We start from the raw sequence: 14,652 nt of genomic DNA, 5'->3' as shown, positions 1-14,652 counted from the left end.
CTCGCCCATGGGGTGGAGGACCGGCGATCGGCCCCGTGCTGTTGCAGGGGACCATTGACGCAGATCACGGCTGCGCATTAACTTCACCATACGGATGATTGATTCCGTTCAGCGGAATATCGAGAGTGTGGAGGGTGCGGGAATGGGCCAGCAGGACACGGTGGCGACAAGCCTCGCCGGAGCGGTCAGCGAGGCGGTCAGCGCCTCCCTCGCCCCGGTGGACGCGGAGCTCGCCCGCCGCTACCCGGGAGACCCCGGCACCCGTCAGCCCGTCCACACCGTGTACGTCCCCGGCGAGGCCTTCGCCCCGGACACCCTCCGCAGCTGGGGCGACGCCGCGCTCGCCGCGCTCGACCAGCACGCCCCCGACGCGGCCGCGTTCGCCGCGGTACTGGGCCTCCCCGAGGAGCTCGCCGCGCCCGTCCACGACCGCGTGCGCTCCAAGCTGGAGCGGGAGCCCGTCGAGGACCTGCGCATCGACTTCGAGGACGGCTACGGCGGGCGGAGCGAGGCCGAGGAGGACGAGCACGCCGCCCGCGCGGCCCTGCTGGTGTCGGAGGCGTACGCGCACGGAACCGCCGCCCCTTACACGGGCATCCGCATGAAGTGCATGGAAGCCGGTGTACGCGATCGCGGCATCCGCACCCTGGACGTCTTCCTCACCGGCCTGATGCGGGCCGGAGGGCTGCCCGAGGGGCTCGTGCTGACCCTCCCCAAGGTCACCTACCCCGAGCAGGTCAGCGCCTTCGTCCGGCTTCTGGAGGCCTTCGAGAAGGCCCACGGCCTGGACGCCGGCCGCATCGGCTTCGAGATCCAGATCGAGACCAGCCAGGCCATCCTGGCAGCCGACGGCACCGCCGCGGTCGCCCGTATGATCGACGCCGCCGAGGGCCGGGCCACGGGCCTCCACTACGGCACCTTCGACTACAGCGCCTGCCTCGGCGTCAGCGCCGCCTACCAGGCCAGCGACCACCCCGCCGCCGATCACGCCAAGGCCGTGATGCAGGTCGCCGCAGCGGGCACCGGCGTCCGCGTCTCAGACGGCTCCACCAACGTCCTGCCCATCGGCCCCACCTCGAAGGTGCACGACGCCTGGCGTCTGCACTACGGCCTCACCCGGCGCGCCCTGGCCCGCGCCTACTACCAGGGCTGGGACATGCATCCAGGCCACCTCCCGACCCGGTACGCGGCCGTCTTCGCCTTCTACCGCGAGGGCTTCGAGCAGGCTGCGGCCCGGCTCGCCGCCTACGCCGGCCGGGAGGGCGGCGACGTCATGGACGAGCCCGCCACCGCCAAGGCGCTCAGCTCCTATCTGCTGCGCGGCATCGACTGCGGCGCCCTGGACGCCGCCGAAGTCGCCCGCCACACCGGACTGACCCGCGCCGACCTCGACGGCTTCGCCGCGCCGCGGCGGGGGGACCTCACGCCGTAACCCCTTGTGGCTCGGCTCCCCCCCCCCGGACACCGTCCGGGGGCTCCACGCGGTTGCTTCAGCGTCCGTCGACGGTCGGCCATGCTCGGCCCTTGTGCCTGGGGGCCTGCGCGTTCCCCCGGCCGCCGCTTGGAGGCGCCCGCACCCTTCGGCGCCCGCGCAACCTCTCGGCTCACTCGCCCATGAGGTGAGGGGGCTGTTCTGGCAGGCGTGCGAGCCGCTGGTCGCCGACTACTGCGAGCAGGCCGGGATGCCCGTCATCGCCGCGGCGTTCACCGCGGCGCTCAAGCAGCAGCTCACCCAGGTGGCCGCGAAGGTGGACGCCGGGTACCCCCACAACGCGGACCTGACCATCGACCCGCGTCGGGGAAGACCGTGCTCGCCCCGCGCAAGGGCAAGGACCGCCGCAAGTCCGAGCAGGACTTGGAGGCGGAGTGGCCCGCGGGCCGTTTACTCCGTGGCAGTCGACGGGGAGGGTTCGAGCACCGCCGCCCCCCGCACCCGCAGCGCCAGCGGAGCCGCTGCCCCCGCCACGACGAACAGGGTGCCCAGCACAAGCCACCCCTCTCGCGGGCGGCTGCCGAGGCAGAGCACCGCTATCAGCACCGGTGCCACCGCGGTCGCGGCACCGCGCCCCAGGGAGAAGAAGCCCTGGTACTGGCCGTGCATGCCCTCCGGGGCGAGTGAGAAGCTCAGCCCGAACGAGCCAGCTGACAGCCACAGTTCACCGAAGGTGAGGGCGGCCGCGAACAGGAGCAGTAGAACCGTCGCCGACCAGCCGCCCATCCCGCCGGTGAACGCCACCACCGCGCACCCGGCGAACAGGGCGATTCCTGCGTTGCGGCACATCCGGGCGGCCCGGCTGTCGTCCTCGGCGCCACGGCTGAACCGTATCTGCAAGCAGATCACCAGCGCAGTGTTGACGGCGACGATGCCCGACACCAGCACCGGCGGCGCCTCGGTGTGCTGGAGCACCCACAGCGGTACGGCGAACGACAGCACCTGCGACTGGAGGGAGAGCACACCGCAGATCAGGGTGACGGCCGCGTACCGACGGTCGCGCAGGACCTGCCAGCCGGAGCCAGTGTGCGCCGCCCTCTCGGCGGGCCGGGTCTCGCATGCCCGCAGCCACCGTAGCGGCACCGCCGCGCCTGGGTAGGTCAGGGCGGTGCACCACAGCAGGGCTATGTACCCGGCCTCGGTGTCGGCCTGGATGACCAGCGCCGAGGCCGCCGCACCGATCGTGATGCCGACGTTGGTGACCACCCGCAGGTAGGCCCGCAGCCGTACCCTCTCGGCGCCCTCCCCGACGGTGGCGACCAGTGCACCGCGGGCCGCGGTGCTGCCCTGCTCGGCGACGAGGAAGACCAGGATCAGCGCCAGGAACGCCGGGAAGGTTCGGGCGAAGGTCAGCGCGGCCATCGTGGCGAACTGGACGCCGAGCAGGACGGTGTACGTCCGCCGGGGGCCGAAGCGGTCCGCCAGCCTGCCCAGCGGTACGGCACCGGCCAGCGCCACGATCCCGGCGACGGTGAGGCCGGAGGCGACCTGGTGCACGGGCAGTCCGACGACCCGGGTGAAGAACAGGGTGCTGGTGGTCAGGTAGAGCCCGCTGCCAACCGTCTTGACCAGCCAGGACACCGCGAGCAGTCGGGGTTCGCCGGGGGCGGGCAGGCAGGCGTGGAGCATCGCGCGCGCCCGGCCGGTAGCGGGTGTGGTCATGCCGTGCGCCCTGCCATCTCGTGCAGCCGCGCGATGAAGGCCTCCGCGGCCGTCTCGTCCGCGGCCGTGAAGTATGCCTCCAGGTGTCCCGGGCTCGCGCACTCCTCGGGCGTCAGCACCTCCAGCACTCCGGGCAGGGCCAGTACGAGCCCGCGAAGGCCAGGCAGCGCGGGCAGCCGGGTGCGGCCGATGGTCTCGGCGTGTGGTGCGCGGTCCGGCCGGCTGGGCCGTTCGCCGGTCGAGACGCGGACGAACTCCTCCCACAGGTCCACCCCGAAGGCGTGCCACCACATCCGGGCGATGCCCATGCCACCCGGCCGTACGGCCACTTCGCCGATGACCGGGCCCGCCTCCGTGCGGAACATCTCCAGGTGCGTGACCCCGGCCGGCAGACCGAGCGCGGCGACCACCCGGCGGTGCAGGTCCAGGACTTCCCGCGAGAACGGGTCCGTCTGGTCGGCGACGTACCCGCTGTTCAGGTTCGGCGAGGTGCGCAGCGGAGGGAGGAAGTAGCGGGAGACGGCCGCGTGGGCCACCTCGCCGTCGTGGACGACGCCGTCGCAGTGGTACTCGTGCGTGAACCGCACCAGACGCTCCACCTGGACTGGCAGCCGATTGTCCGCGAGGTCGGCGAAGCCGCCGGCACGGAGCCGCTCGGCGAACTCCTCGGGGGAGTCGACTCGGTAGGTGCACTTCGAGGCGGAGCCGAACACCGGCTTGATCATAACGGGCCAGCCGGTCCGCTCCGCCGCGCGGGGCACCTCGTCGACCGTGGCGGCCTGGGCGTATTCCGTCACAGGAAGACCGGCGGCGCGCAGCCTGTCCTTCATCGCCCGCTTGTGGGCGCCCCACAGGGACTGGTCGAAGCCAGGCCCGGGCACCCCGAGCAGGACGCGGACCAGCCCGGCCGCTACCACGCTCTTCTCCGTGGCCGCGACGATGTGGTCGATGGGGCCGTACACGGCGAGTTCGTACGCCGCCCGCTCGACCTGTGTCAGGTCGGCGAAGCTGTCGACGTACGCCACATCATGGTTCCGGTACAGGTCGGCGTACACCTTGCGGGTGATGACGCGGACGGTCACATCAGGGCGGCGGGCCAGGGCCTCGAGAACCTCGGGCTTGTCCGAGTTGAGCAGGAGTACCTGCCGGGTCACTTCTTCTCCGTGGGGTGTGGGGCCCGTGGCTCAGGGGGCCGTGGGCTGCGGGGTGTGGTGGTACGTGACGGTGGCGGCGGCCTCGTCGACGACGGCCCAGGCGGGGGAGGGTCCGCGGTCCGCGTCGCAGCCGGTGACGGAGCCGACGTTGACGACGTAGCGGCCGTCCGCCGCGAGCGGGACCGGCTCCCCGAAGCGGACGGGCAGGCGCTCCACCCTCACCGGGCGGCCGGTGCCGCCCGGCCACAGCCGGTACAGGGCGCTGCGGTGATGGTGCCCGTGTACCAGGGCCCGCCCGGGGAAGTCCGCGTCGGCCGGGCACCACAGCCCCGGCTCCAGTTCGCGCCATGGCAGCGGATGGCCGTGGCAGTACAGGGCGAAGTCGGTACGGCGCTCCAGGGGAGCGTCGAGTAGCGGGCGGGTCCAGGCGGGCAGGTCGGGGTCGGGCACGAGGGCGCGGATCCGCTCCTCCTGGTTGCCCCGCACGAGGCGTGCCCCGTCCAGGAGCCCAGCGAGTTCCGGGTCCGGGTCGAAGACGTCGGTGAGCCGGCCGCCGTACTCGTACCCGGCGACCTCCCGTTTCCCGATCCGGCACTCGAAGATGTCGCCCAGGCAGACCACCTGGTCCACCGCTTGCGTTTGGATCTGGTCGAAGACGGCCCGCAGTTGCGCGGTGGCCCCATGGATGTCCGTCACGACGGCATGGCGCACCGCGGTCACTCACCCGTCTCGATCAGCACCCGGCCCGCCAACTCCTCGCAGAGCAGGGCCGCGTCGGCGGCGTTGCCACCTTCGCCGATGACGTAGCCGGCACGGTCCTGCGAACTGCGCACCGGGCGGATCCGGTCGCCGACCGCGACGTCCAGCCGGATCTCGGCAGTGGTGCCGTCGGTGTCGGGCAGGGCGATGTTCTGGACCGTTCCGGGCGGCGGGGTGAGGAAGCGGATGGCTGCTCCCCGCCGGGCCACGGGCGGGTCGGCGGGCGGCCGCAGCAGACCGAGCGGGCAGCCCGCGGTGAGGGCCACAACGTCCAGTCCATAGGCCCGGCGCAGCAGTTCGCGGATCTTGTCGCCGCCGATGCGGTTGTGCGACTCGAGGATCCGTGGGCCCTTCTGGGTGACCTTGACCTCGGTATGGGCGGGGCCCTCTGCCAGGCCCACGGCGTCCAGGAAGGCGTGGACGAGCGCAGCGACCTCCGCCAGGACTGGCTCGGGCAGGGCGCTGGGCTGAGTGTGCCCGGTCTCCACGAACGCGGTGCCGACCAGCTTGTCGGTCACCGCGAGCACGGTGTGCTTCCCGCCGTACGAGAAGCTCTCCACACTGATCTCGGGCCCGTCGAGGTACTCCTCGACGATCGGCTGGGTGCCGCCCGCCGCCTCGAACGCCCGCCAGACGTCCTGCGCAGCCTCCGCCCCGGCCATCCGGAACACGGCCTGACTGCTGGTGCCGGCCGCAGGTTTGAGGATGACCGGCCCGCCCGCCGTACGGCAGAACGCGGCGAGGTCGGCCGGGCCGCTCGGGGCGGCGGTGTGCACCGGGCCGATGCCGCGGGCGTTGAGGAGCTCCCGCATGCGCTGCTTGTCCTGCAACAGGCTCACGGTGTGCAGCGAGTTGCCGGGCAGGCCGAGCCGCTCGGCGACCGCGGCCGTCGGCAGCAGACCGCGCTCGGTGAGCGAGAGGACGCGCGCGAACGGCTGCTCGGCGTGCAGCGGTGCCAGAGCCGCGTGCAGTGCGTCGGTGTCCGTCAGGTCCACGGCGAGGGCCATGTCGGCTTCTGCGGCCACCGGCGGTGCCGACTGCGCCGCGTGGTGCACGAAGACGGTTCCGACGCCCAAGGCGCGGGCCGCACACACCAGTTGCGGGGTGCCCGCGAGCACGGCGATACGCGGTGTCGCGGGCACCTGCTGCCCGAAGGTCATGCCACGGGCCCCGGATGTGCTTCCACAGGGGTCCCCGCCTCGGGCGCCACCGCCTCCGGGTCGCCGAAGCGCTCCTTGAGGTAGGCGATGATGTCGGCGTTCTCCCGCAGCTTGCCCGGGATGATCGTGGCGCCGTCCACCAGGGCCGGGATGTACTTGCTGCCCGTGGTGCGGATCAGCTCGTGCCGCTCTTCGCGCGGCTTGGGCACGTTGATATTGATGTAGGAGACCTGGAGCCTGGTGAGCAGTTCGCGCACCGGCCTGCAGTCGGGGCAGGTCTCGCGCTGGAACAAGACAAGCATCAGCGGCCCTCCTCGTGGAACGTACGGATGATCTCGCCGACGCCGGAGCCCGGCGTGAACGTGTAGCCCAGGTCGAGCAGGGCCATTTCCAGGGCGCCGAAGATTCCGCTCAGGTCGAGGGCGTCGGCCGCGCCCACGTGCCCGACCCGGATGAGCTTGCCCTTGAGGTGCGCCTGGCCGCCGGTCATCGTGACGCCGTACGAGGTGGACAGCGTCTTCAGCAGCTGACCCGTGTCGATGCCCTCCGGCGCGAGGGCCGAGGTGATGACGTGGCTGCGCCGGTGCGGGGCCTGCACGAAGGTGCTGAACCCAAGCTTCAGCAGGCCGCGTTCGGCCGCCTTGCCCAGCACGGCGTGGCGCCCGCGGAAGGCCTTCATGCCCTCCTCGTCCAGCATCTTCAACGACTCGTGCAGGGCGAGCAGCAGGGACACCGCGGGGGACGAGGACGACATCGGGTAGAAGTGGCGCAGCCGCTCGAACGACCAGTAGTAGCTCGGTCCGGTGGACCGCTCCACGGCCGTCCACGCCTTGTCGGAGAGGGCGACGAAGGCGAGCCCCGGCGGCAGCATGAAGCCCTTGTGGGAGGCGGCGAGGACCACGTCCAGGCCCCACGCGTCCATCTCCAGCGGGTGCACCAGAAGACCGCTGATGGCGTCGACGACCACGACCACGTCGGTGTCGCGGAAGATCCGCCCGATCGCCTCGACGTCGTTGAGCGCACCGGTGGACGTCTCGCTGTAGACGACGAACGCGCCTTGGATCTCTGGGTGTTCGCGGTAGGCGGCCGCCACTCTCTCGGGGTCGGCGCTGGTGCCCCAGTCACTCTCGATGACGTGCACGACGAGGCCGTAGGACTTGCAGATCGCTTGGAAGCGCTCGCCGAAGTAGCCGTTGGAGACGACTAGGACCTCGTCGCCGGCCGAGAAGCAGCCCGCGACCGCGGCCTCCATCGCGCCGGTCCCGGAGGAGGCGATGGTGTACACCGGGGCGCTGGTGCCGAACAGCGGGGGCAGGCCGCCGCTGATCTCGTGTATCAACTGCTGCATCTCGGTGGAGCGGTGGTGGATGATCTCGCGGGCCCCGGCCAGCAGCAGGCGCTGCGGCACTTCGGTGGGTCCGGGTGTGGCAAGCCGCAGCTTCACCGGCTGTTCTCCTTAACGTTGGTCGTCACGTCGGTGTCGTGGGCGCTGGTCGCCCCGATGCGGGGCGCGTCGATGAAGACACGGCGGGTGGCGGGCTTCAGGTCGAAGTCGAAGAGCACTACGCGGTGGCTCGGTGACATGGCGAGGCGGCCGTCCCGGAACGGGACGAGCAGACTGGTGCCGAGCAGCGACGACTTCAGGTGGGAGAAGCCGTTGGGGTCGGCGGTGGTCAACTCGTGCAGATAGCGGCTGCCGTCAGCGGGGGACTCCGGGGCGATGCGCTCCAGGGCCCGCAGCAGGTCCTGCACGGCACCCGGTTCGTAGCGCATGACGGCGAGTCCGATGGTGCTGCCGTGCGCGAACACCCCGGCCAGACCGTCGCCCGTGCCGTGCTCCTGGAGAGCGGCGGCGATCCGGTCGGTGAGGTCGTAGTGAGAGTTGAGGCCTGTGCTCTCCACCGTCAGTTCGATCACCGGGCCACCTCAGTGGGCCCGCCGATCGTGGGCGGCACGTTCTCGGCCGTCAGGTCGCCCGGTCCGGTCAGCGTCCAGGCGGGCACCCCGGCCAGTATGTCGGTGATGCGGGTGAGCAGCTTGGTGTGGGCGGCGCGGCCGTCGTCGAGGTAGTGGTGCCAGCCGGCGTTGGCTCCGTCGAACGCCGATTCCACGTTGGCGCGTAGCACTTCGGCGTGCTCCTCGCGGCTGCCCGGCAGTGGTTCGACGGCCGTGCGCTCGCCAGGGCCGATCGCCGGGTGCAGGATCGCCGCCACCGGTACGCGCACGCCGACCGGCGCGCTCGGGAAGCGGTCCCGGAACGGCAGCGGGTCCACCGCGAACTTCCCCACCGGCGAAAACGCGTGGCTCTCGGCGGGCACGTAGTCGTCCCCGATGCTTGCGATCTCCTTCAGGCCTGGGTACTTGGCGACGGTGCCGTAGCCGAGGTGCGGGTAGTCGGGCCAGCCGGCAGCGACGACCGAGCCGTCCGGCAGCTCGTGCAGCACGGTCTTGTCGCCACTGAGCACCTCGTACCCGAAGTGCTCCACCAGCTCCAGGAGCACCGTGCTCTTGCCGGCCCCCTTCGCCCCGGTGACCAGCACGACCTCACCGTCCCGGTAGGCGGCAGTGGCGTGCAGCACCGCGGCGCCGGTGTTCTCCTGGTGCTTCAGCACCAGGTCGCGCACCAGCTCGACGAGGTCCATGTGCCCGCCGACCCCAAGCACCACGTCGATCACGCGGGCGGCGCGGTCGAAGACGAAACGGCTGCCCGTCTTGGTGCACTCCAGGTACTCGCGGCCGTCCACCGAGGCCCGCCGGGCCGGCACGGTGAAGAACTCGCTGGCGCTCTTGCGGAGGTAGATGTCTTCCTGCAGAATCCCGGCCGATGGCGCGAGGCGCTCGGGGCCGAAGGCGTGGACGCGCAGGGTCGCGACCGGCTCGCGGCCGCTCTCGTCGGGCTTGGCCTCCTCGGCGGTCAGATGCGTGGCGAGGAAGGCGAGCGCGTCCTCGACGCCCGAGCCGGCACCGGGCGCCACCTCCAGGTCGAGCTGGGTGCCGTGGAAGTCCAGCCGCAGGGCGGTGGGGTGGGTGGTCACTGTGCGGCCTCCGCGAGTTCGCGTCCCAGGGACTCGTATCGCTCCTGCTGCTCCAGCATCTGGGGCATGCGCTGCAGGTCGAAGATCTCCTTGACGGGGACGAGCTCAGGCTCCACGTTCAGCGTGGTGCCGTCCCGCATGATCCGGGTGAGGGTCTCCCGCATGGCTCGAATCGAGCTGCGTAGCGCCTGGTTGGCGTAGATCGCCATGGCGAAGCCGCGCTGCTCCAGCTCCTCGACGGTGACCTGGTTGTAGGTGGTCGGCACGACGATCACCGGGAGGGCGCCGCGGTAGGCCTCGCGGAAGGCGAAGACCTCCTCGGGGTCCTTGCTCTTGGAGTGGATGAGCAGGGCGTCCGCCCCAGCCCGCTCGTAGACGTCGGCCCGGCGCAGCGCCTCCGCAATGCCCTGCCCGGAGATCAGCGCCTCCAGGCGGGCCACCACGGCCATGTCGGTACGGGTCTCGGAGGCGGCCCGTATCTTGCCCGCAAAGTCGTCCAGCGGGGCGAGGTCCTGATTGCCCTCGACGAAGCTGTTGAGCTTGGGGAACTGCTTGTCCTCTATGCACACGCCGGCCACGCCGCGCGCCTCGTAGGAGCGCACCATGTGGATGACGTTGTTGACGTTCCCGAACCCGGAGTCGCAGTCCGCGAGGACGGGGATGTCTACCGCGGACGCGAGGTCCGCCGCCGCGTCGAGGCACTCGCCCATGGCGAGGATGTTGGCGTCGGGCACGCCGGCCGTGGCGGAGATCTCCAGTCCGCTGGACCAGACGATGTCAAAGCCGGCCTCCTCGGCGAGCCGTGCGCTGAGCGGGCTGTGCGAGCCCATGGCACGTGTCAGCCGCGGGGCGGCGAGCGCTGCGCGCAGCCGCTGTGCCGCACTCGGCACCTGGTCGGTCTGTTCCTGCTGGGGCGGTCGGCTCCCGGTCATGCATCCCCTCCGTTGGTCTGTTTCGTCTGTTCGGCCAGTTCCCGGCACACGTCCTCGACCGTCTCGTCGAGGACCTTGCGCGGCCGTGCCGCACCGGTCCTGCGCCCGACCTCCCACGGGTCGAGTCCGTGGGCGGCGCTGATCTTCTCGATGCGGTCCTGGAAGTAGAAGTGGTGGTCGTTGATCCCAGCCGCGATCTCGGCCCGGCGCACTGTCATGGGACGCGGCAGCACCTGCTCGGCCACATACTCCGCGGCCTCGCAGACCAGGGGCAGATTGGCGTGGGTGTCGTACTTGGGCCACGCGGTGAGGAAGGCCGCGGCCTGCTCGGTGGCGAGGTTCCCGGCGCCCCGCGCCATGGCGCACAGCGAGGCGTCCAGCCAGCTCACGCCCGCGTCCAGCCCGGCGACCGCGTTGGCCGCAGCTAGGCCGAGGTTGTTGTGGGCGTGGATGCCGAGCGGTGTCGGCAGCCGCTCGGCCAGCAGCTCGACGCGCCGGTGGACGTCGTCTGGGGTGAGCGCGCCGAAGGAGTCGGCGATGTAGAAGACGTCTGGCGCTTCCGCGGCCACGACCGCGGCGACCTCGGCCAGTTGCTCCTGGGTGGTGTAGCTGACGGCCATCATGTTGACGCCGACCTTGAGGCCGAGCGCTCGCACGGCACGGACGTACTCCGGGACCCCGTCGATGTTCCACGGGTAGGCGGCGATGCGCACCATGGACACCGGGCTGTCGGGCAGGTCGTCCATGGCCCGTACCGGGCACACTGTGGGAACGACCATCACGGCCAGCTCGGCGTGCGAGACGGCCGGCAGCGCCGCGAGGTACTCGGGCGTGCAGTGCGCCGAGGGTCCGGCGGTGGCGCTGGCCCTGCTACCGGAGCCGCCGCGGTAGCCAACCTCGATGACGTCGATGCGGGCGGCGTCCAGGGTGGTCACGATGGTGTGGACGTCGGTGGAGGTGAACTGCCAGTCGTTCTGGTTCCCGCCGTCGCGCAGGGTGCAGTCGAGCAGGGTGGGTTTCACACGGCTCCTTCCAGGTGCGCCGCAGGATCGGTCAATTGAGAGCGGAAACGTTTCACCAGCTCCTGGGGCGTCTGCTCCACGCGCCTTCCGGCGGGGTGGCTGCGCGGCTTGCAGCGGATCCGCACCAGCGTGGGCGTGCCGGTCAGGTCCAGGGCGGCCAGCTGGTCGAGGTCGGCCACGGTGTAGGCGGCGGCGTAACCGGCCGCGAGGGCCATGGCCGCCGGGTCGCCGAGGGCGACGGTGCGCTGGCCGCCGGTGCTCTCATGGGCGCCGTTGTCGAGGACGACATGAACCAGATTCGGCCGGTGTTCGGCGAGCATCGGCAGACAGCCCGGGTTCATGGCGAACGAGCCGTCGCCGTCCAGCACCAGCACCCGGCAGTCAGGGTGGGCCAGTGCGATGCCGAGCCCGATCGGCGCGGCCATGCCCATGGAGCCGACGAGATAGAAGTGGTTGGCGCGATCGCGGATGTTGTACACGTCGCGTGTGATGTAGCCGCAGGTACTCACTGTCAGGGCGGCATATTCGCGCTCCAGAAGTGCTCCCAGGGCGTCACGGATGTCCAGCAACGCTCAGATCCCTTCCCGGACGATCAGCACGGCGGTACACCGGCCGGAGTCGTACTGCTTGAAGAACGCCTCCACGGAGTCCTCGGGGCGTTCGTTGTCCAGCACGGTCCAGGGAAGCCCGAACACGTCAAGCAGCCGGGTGAGTTCGCGTCCGATGATGTCGTGCTCGACGGCGTCCTTGCCGTCGTGACCGCGCCAGCTGACCACGATCGGCAGGTGGACGTCGTAGATGAGGTTGAACGAGGTGAGGACGTTGAGCGAGTAGCCGAGGCCGGAGTTCTGCATGAGGACCACGGGCTTAGCCCCCGCCACGGCGAGACCAGAGGCCACACCCAATGCGCTATCCTCACGCGGCGCGGGTATGTACGCGGCCGGACAGTCGAGATCCTCGAGTAACCGGAAGAATCCCTTCAGCAGGGAACACGGTACGCCGGTGAAGTGTGAATGCCCGCGGATTAGGAAGGCATTGAGCAAGGTCTCAGCGACTTTGTTCCCGGATTCTGCCGCCAATGAAGATTCAGGCAGCACGCATGACCTTTCTTTTAACGAAGCACGGACGCGATCACGCCCGGCGAGGAGCGTCTCCGTGCCCCCCGGCGGTGTGGATCGTGCATGACGCCAAAGTGAATCCGCAATTGCATTCCAAAATTCGGACAGGTGAATTCTGTAGAATTTGGTCGACATGTCGTACATTTGCTGGCCCTGCGGGCCACCGCTGAATCGGCCGATCCCCCGAAGTGCAATGGCTGAATATCGACGTTTGGAGTAAGGGATTGCGCGGCCGTGATTCCGTATGTCGGCCATCACTCACGCCATGCATGGCGGATCGGGCTGCACCGGCAGGGTGGTGCCTCCTCGGTTCGCCGTGCTCACCCGACGTGAGCGTGCGTTTGTGCACCCCAAGCTGCCGAGAGGTGGCAAGTAGCTCAGCGTAATGTTCCAGTCTCGGGTCATAGGTGAAGATCGATGGGCAGCAAATAACGGTAGCAGTGATTCCGCTTAGGGTCGTTTATCGGACGTCCTGGTAGCCCGGCAAGGTGCTGTCGCAGTAAATGCCGGATTTGCTGCGGCGGGGCCTCTACCGTGATCGTCGCGACCTACGGCGAGGCCTCCGGCCGCCGCAGGCGAGGTGTACGCGTTTACTGCGACAGAGCCAGGCAGGGGCGGGCGGGTGGCAGTCGAACTCGCGAACGTGTCGGAGGGTGGGGGCGTGCTTCCGCCGCCGCGCGCCCGGGTGGTGCCTCTGTCCGCCCCTACGGGGACGTACACCGCGGCGGTCGAGAGAGGTACCGCACCGGTGCGGGCATCGCGAAGTCCTCCGCACGGATCTACCGGATCTCGTTGACCATGTGGGGATGGATGCTCGCCGGCGAAACCGCGCCGACCGGACCCGCCCGCCGCGGCGCGAAACCGCCCGCCGTCCCCGTCTCCGTGAAAGATGACCCCGGCCTGCCGGAGGTGGTGGCCGAACTCGCCGCCGCACGGGCGGACGAGATGGACGCCGGGCTGAGGGACAGGTCGCTCCGGAAGATGCTCTACGAATCGGCGGCCAGAGCCAACGAGGTGCTGGGTCTGAACGTGAGGACCTGTATCCGCAGGACAAGCGCAACAAGGTCACATCGAAAGGCGGGGCGACCGAGTGGATTCACTGGCAGTCCGGCACAGCCCGGCTACTGCCCCGGCTGATCGCCGTGACGTCCCTTCGGCGGGTTCCGTCAGATGTTCGCCGCCGGGGGCAGCTCGCCCGAACCGCGGGGTATCAGCGTCGTCTTGAGCGTGACGCTCTCAGGCTCCTCGTTGACGCCGTCGAGCCGGCGGAACAGCCGTTCCGCGGCGGTGCGCCCCAGGGCCGCTGAGTCCTGGGCGATGACGGTGATGCCGAGCAGATCGGCGAGTTCGATGTCGTCGAACCCCACGAGCGCGGTGCGGCGGTCGCGTTCGGCCAGGACGCGCACCGCCGTGACCGTCACCCGGTTGTTGCCCGCGAAGACGGCGGTGACCGGCTCAGGGGCGTCCAGCATCGTCTCGACGGCCGACCGCACCCGGTCCGGCGAGGTCGAGCCGAGGGCCACCCAGCGCTCGTCGACGTCCAGTCCGGCGTCCTCCAGCGCCGCGCGATAGCCGCGCAGCCGCTCCACCGCGGTGTGGATGCGCGGGTGGTCGCCGACGAAGCCGATCCGTCGGTGCCCGTGCGCGATCAGGTGCGCCACGCCCTCGCGGGCGCCGCCGAAGTTGTCGGAGAGCACCGTGTCCGCGTCGATCCGCCCGGCGGGCCGGTCCACGAAGACGGTGGCCACTCCCGCTCTGATCTCGGGCTCCAGATAGCGGTGGTCGTATCCGGCGGGGATCACGATCAGCCCGTCCACGCGGCGGGCGCACAGCGCGAGCGCCAGCTCCTGCTCGCGATCGGGGTCCTCGGCGCTCGAGCCGTTGATGAGCAGGGCGCCGTGGGCGCGTGCCACCTCCTCGACGGCACGGCTGAGAGGGCCGTAGAACGGGTCGGCGAGATCTTCCAGGACCAGCCCGACGGAGGCGGTGCGGCCCTTGCGCAGCACACGGGCGCTGTCGTTGCGGCGGAACCCCAGGAACTCGATCGCCTCCTGCACCCGGCGCTCGGTGTCCGGGGTGACGCCCGGCTCGCCGTTGACGACCCGGGAGACGGTCTTGAGGCCGACGCCCGCCCTGGCCGCGACGTCCTTCATGGTCGGCCGATTGCCGTAGCGGTGCTCGGGAGCCCCGGGGCGACGGCCCGGCGACGACGGAACACGGTCGGTTTTGGCCACAGTGTGCTGTCCTGTCTCGATACGCGGCATACGGCGGCGGGCGAGGTGCCGAACAAGCCGGTGACTCCGGGTGGTTGTCCGACG

General features: G+C 70.6%; 14 protein-coding genes. 1 reads left to right on the top strand and 13 read right to left on the bottom strand.

Going from position 1 to position 14,652, the window contains the following annotated elements; all coding sequences use genetic code 11:
- The first annotated feature begins 142 nt into the window (after positions 1–142).
- Positions 143–1,432, top strand: a complete 1,290-nt coding sequence (locus tag QCN29_RS09055; protein ID WP_279927210.1) for a DUF6986 family protein — start codon at positions 143–145, stop codon at positions 1,430–1,432.
- A 450-nt stretch (positions 1,433–1,882) separates the two neighbouring features.
- Here the strand turns inward: QCN29_RS09055 and QCN29_RS09050 are convergent, their stop codons facing one another.
- The 13 genes from QCN29_RS09050 to QCN29_RS08990 all read right to left on the bottom strand — a co-directional run bounded on the left by QCN29_RS09050 (position 1,883) and on the right by QCN29_RS08990 (position 14,487).
- Complete coding sequence (locus QCN29_RS09050; protein ID WP_279927209.1) at positions 1,883–3,154, bottom strand: MFS transporter; 1,272 nt, start codon at positions 3,152–3,154, stop codon at positions 1,883–1,885.
- Positions 3,151–4,308 carry an ATP-grasp domain-containing protein gene (locus QCN29_RS09045; RefSeq protein ID WP_279927208.1) on the bottom strand — a complete coding sequence of 386 codons (1,158 nt, stop codon included), beginning with the start codon at positions 4,306–4,308 and terminating at the stop codon, positions 3,151–3,153. The genes QCN29_RS09050 and QCN29_RS09045 overlap by 4 nt, the downstream gene beginning before the upstream one ends.
- Positions 4,309–4,338: 30 nt before the next feature.
- A complete protein-coding gene (locus tag QCN29_RS09040) occupies positions 4,339–5,004 on the bottom strand; it encodes a metallophosphoesterase family protein (protein WP_279927207.1) in 666 nt (221 codons plus the stop codon).
- Between the two features lie 20 nt (positions 5,005–5,024).
- A complete protein-coding gene (locus QCN29_RS09035) occupies positions 5,025–6,227 on the bottom strand; it encodes an ATP-grasp domain-containing protein (protein WP_279927206.1) in 1,203 nt (400 codons plus the stop codon).
- Positions 6,224–6,529 (bottom strand): glutaredoxin domain-containing protein, encoded by a 306-nt coding sequence (locus QCN29_RS09030; protein ID WP_279927205.1) that lies wholly within the window; start codon positions 6,527–6,529, stop codon positions 6,224–6,226. The genes QCN29_RS09035 and QCN29_RS09030 overlap by 4 nt, the downstream gene beginning before the upstream one ends.
- Positions 6,529–7,671: a pyridoxal-phosphate-dependent aminotransferase family protein gene (locus QCN29_RS09025; RefSeq protein WP_279927204.1), complete on the bottom strand. Its 1,143-nt coding sequence runs from the start codon at positions 7,669–7,671 to the stop codon at positions 6,529–6,531. The genes QCN29_RS09030 and QCN29_RS09025 overlap by 1 nt, the downstream gene beginning before the upstream one ends.
- A complete protein-coding gene (locus QCN29_RS09020) occupies positions 7,668–8,144 on the bottom strand; it encodes a YjbQ family protein (RefSeq protein ID WP_279927203.1) in 477 nt (158 codons plus the stop codon). Before QCN29_RS09020 ends, QCN29_RS09025 begins: the two co-directional genes overlap by 4 nt.
- A complete protein-coding gene (locus QCN29_RS09015) occupies positions 8,141–9,262 on the bottom strand; it encodes a hypothetical protein (RefSeq protein WP_279927202.1) in 1,122 nt (373 codons plus the stop codon). The genes QCN29_RS09020 and QCN29_RS09015 overlap by 4 nt, the downstream gene beginning before the upstream one ends.
- Positions 9,259–10,194: an isocitrate lyase/phosphoenolpyruvate mutase family protein gene (locus QCN29_RS09010; RefSeq protein ID WP_279927201.1), complete on the bottom strand. Its 936-nt coding sequence runs from the start codon at positions 10,192–10,194 to the stop codon at positions 9,259–9,261. The genes QCN29_RS09015 and QCN29_RS09010 overlap by 4 nt, the downstream gene beginning before the upstream one ends.
- The gene (locus tag QCN29_RS09005) at positions 10,191–11,216 is read right to left on the bottom strand and encodes a beta/alpha barrel domain-containing protein (RefSeq protein ID WP_279927200.1); all 1,026 of its coding nucleotides are present in this window, start codon (positions 11,214–11,216) and stop codon (positions 10,191–10,193) included. The genes QCN29_RS09010 and QCN29_RS09005 overlap by 4 nt, the downstream gene beginning before the upstream one ends.
- Positions 11,213–11,785, bottom strand: a complete 573-nt coding sequence (locus QCN29_RS09000) for a thiamine pyrophosphate-dependent enzyme (RefSeq protein WP_279927199.1) — start codon at positions 11,783–11,785, stop codon at positions 11,213–11,215. Before QCN29_RS09000 ends, QCN29_RS09005 begins: the two co-directional genes overlap by 4 nt.
- 3 nt (positions 11,786–11,788) lie before the next feature.
- The gene (locus QCN29_RS37055) at positions 11,789–12,115 is read right to left on the bottom strand and encodes a hypothetical protein (protein ID WP_398859160.1); all 327 of its coding nucleotides are present in this window, start codon (positions 12,113–12,115) and stop codon (positions 11,789–11,791) included.
- 1,385 nt (positions 12,116–13,500) lie between these two features.
- On the bottom strand, positions 13,501–14,487 hold the full coding sequence (locus QCN29_RS08990; protein WP_279927198.1) for a LacI family DNA-binding transcriptional regulator: 987 nt from the start codon (positions 14,485–14,487) through the stop codon (positions 13,501–13,503).
- Positions 14,488–14,652 lie beyond the last annotated feature (165 nt).

Origin of the sequence: Streptomyces chengmaiensis (genome assembly GCF_029846775.1) — a bacterium.
GTDB lineage: Bacteria > Actinomycetota > Actinomycetes > Streptomycetales > Streptomycetaceae > Streptomyces > Streptomyces chengmaiensis.
Note: the sequence above shows the minus strand (reverse complement) of the source record. Positions and strands in the feature narration are given on the sequence as shown.

Bases quoted from the DNA above. Each gene is read 5' to 3' on its own strand.
- QCN29_RS09055 (WP_279927210.1), top strand. From the start codon at position 143: ATGGGCCAGCAGGACACGGTGGCGACAAGCCTCGCCGGAGCGGTCAGC.
- QCN29_RS09050 (WP_279927209.1), bottom strand. From the start codon at position 3,154: ATGACCACACCCGCTACCGGCCGGGCGCGCGCGATGCTCCACGCCTGC.
- QCN29_RS09035 (WP_279927206.1), bottom strand. From the start codon at position 6,227: ATGACCTTCGGGCAGCAGGTGCCCGCGACACCGCGTATCGCCGTGCTC.
- QCN29_RS09030 (WP_279927205.1), bottom strand. From the start codon at position 6,529: ATGCTTGTCTTGTTCCAGCGCGAGACCTGCCCCGACTGCAGGCCGGTG.
- QCN29_RS09010 (WP_279927201.1), bottom strand. From the start codon at position 10,194: ATGACCGGGAGCCGACCGCCCCAGCAGGAACAGACCGACCAGGTGCCG.
- QCN29_RS08990 (WP_279927198.1), bottom strand. From the start codon at position 14,487: ATGAAGGACGTCGCGGCCAGGGCGGGCGTCGGCCTCAAGACCGTCTCC.